The organism is Saliniramus sp. (genome assembly GCF_035311605.1).
In the GTDB taxonomy this organism is placed as follows: Bacteria; Pseudomonadota; Alphaproteobacteria; order Rhizobiales; family Beijerinckiaceae; genus Saliniramus.
On sequence record NZ_DATGCW010000300.1, the window covers coordinates 1 to 2,287 of the forward strand.

At 68.0% G+C, this 2,287-nt stretch carries 1 protein-coding gene; it reads right to left on the minus strand.

What is annotated here, in order from left to right; all coding sequences use genetic code 11:
• Positions 1-2,287: baseplate multidomain protein megatron (locus VKP01_RS13240; protein ID WP_324413033.1), on the minus strand; the 2,287-nt coding region annotated here is incomplete at both ends.

Below are 2,287 nucleotides of genomic sequence, written 5' to 3' on the forward strand. Positions count from 1 at the left end.
GAATCCCTCGCCATCCACTGAACGCCACAGGGCGAGCGCACCCGGCCAGGGATCGGCATAGGCGGCGAGATATTGCAGGGCGACCGGTTCGCCCTGGCTGACGGGCAGATCAAGCACGACAACGAAGGGGCGCCCCGGTGAGGCGGGCGGGCTGCGCCGTTGCGGCGCGATGCGCGCGCCGGGTGTTTCGAACAGGGCCGGCTCCACCGCACGCGTCTCGATCTGCCGCTCGGCTCCGTCGGTGATGCGGCTGATACGGTGCAGACGCGGACCGGCAAGCCCCGGAATCGCGACGATATCGCCGACCTCGTATGCTATCGCCGCAGGACCGAGCGCGAATTGTGCCCCGTCACGCGCCGCCCAGGCATCCTGCAGGAGAATGTCACTGAGCCGGCCCGCCTGCCCCCGGCTCATCAAGGCCGCGAGATCGAGCCGTACCTCACGCCGGCTCGCCCCCGCCAGCCTGCGCGAGGCAGCGGCGGCCCGGCGCATCTCCCCCCAGGAATCAATGAAACTCATGACGATCTCGCGCGGCAGCTCCGTCTCCTGGGCGCGCACATGGCGCATCAGCGGCGCTTCATCGTCATCGACGAGCATGCCCGCATCAATGCTGGCCACGACCCGCCCGCCCCGTCCGCGCCAGCGCAGCACCCCACCCGTCGCGGCGAGATCGACGCCGAAGGCGCGCAACAATGGCTCCAGTGCTGCGCGCGGCGCCATCGGGCGATCGATCACGAAACCCTCGACGAAGCCGTCGGCGGCAATGTCGAGCGGCATCCCGATTCCGTAATCATCGAGCACCTTGCGGATCAGCGTGGCGAGGTCGAGCCCCTCCATCCGCCCGTTCACCCAATGGCCCGTCTCGTAATTCGCACCATCCGCCCAGACGGATTCGAATTCGGGAAAGGCGGGGAAGGGACGCGCATCCCAGGCCCAGACGGCGAGGCTTTCGGGCGCCACCATCGGCCCGCCATAGAGCGGCGAGTGCGGATTATGCGCAGGGTCGTGCGCGGGATGGGCGGGATCGAAGCGACGGATGATCGCCTCCACCCCCGCCGCCTGGGCGAGATCGTCGCGCATGCGCCGGGAGAAATGCGGGAAGGCGCCCTCAGACGATTTCATGTCGGGGAAGAGGTTGGGCTGGTTCGGCCCCTTGTCGACGGCGGGAATGCCGATCTCGGTCAGCCAGATCGGCTTGGCCATCGGCACATAGGCCGTCGCGCCGATCTCGACGCCGCCGACACGCTCCACATGCGGCTCGCTCCACCAGGATACGAGATCCTTGGCGCGATACACCCAGGGCTTGCCATAAGCACCATCCGTGATCGGCAGGCGACTCTGCGCCGCGCGGCCCGCTTCATCGGCATAATACCAGTCGAATCCCTCGCCGGCGCCCAGCCGCGCGCACAGGTAATCGACATCGTAGATGCTGCGCGCGAGCGCCGCATCGAGATGCTCGCCGCCGTCGCGCCAATCCGAAATCGGGGGATAGTAATCGATCCCGATCGCGTCGATGGCGGGATGGGTCCAGAGCGGGTCGAGGGGAAAGCGCAATTCATCGCCGCCGTCGCGCACATGGGCACCGTATTCCGTCCAGTCGGCGGCATAGGTGATGCGGGTCGCCGATCCGAGAGTGGCGCGCACATCCTGCGCAAGCGTCATGAAGGCGGTGACTGCAGGATATTGCCCTGGACCAGAGCGGATGCGCGTCAGCGAGACCATCTCGGTGCCAATGACGAAGGCATCGACCCCGCCGGCCTCCACGGCGAGCCCGGCATAATGCAGGATCTGACGCCGCAGGCTCCATTCGGAGGGGCCGGGATCGGCGCTGCCGAAGAAATGCGCAACCTGCGCCGCCGCACTCGCGGTGCCGTCAACGCTGCCCGGCGCATCCGGGGCAGGATCGCAGGTCACCCGTCCGCGCCAGGGATAAGGCGGCTGTCCGGATGCGCCGGTGCGGGGATCGGGCAACGCATTGCCGTGGGGGATGTCCATCATGATGAAGGGGTAGAGCGTCACCTTCAGGCCGCGCGCCTTGAGGTGACGGATCAGCGCGATCACGCTCGCATCACAGGGCGTGCCGCCATAGGCGGGTACGCCCTGATGCAGCGAGGCGAGGCGCGCCGTGCTGCGATCGAGCCCGGCCACCGACCAGACCCGCCCCTGCGTCTGCTTGTTCCGGATGTCGACGCGCGGGGCGATGCTGCAGGATCCGACCCGCAGATCATCACCGAACCACGACACCACCAGCGAGACGCTCTCGAGCCTGGGGCACAGCCGTTGCAGC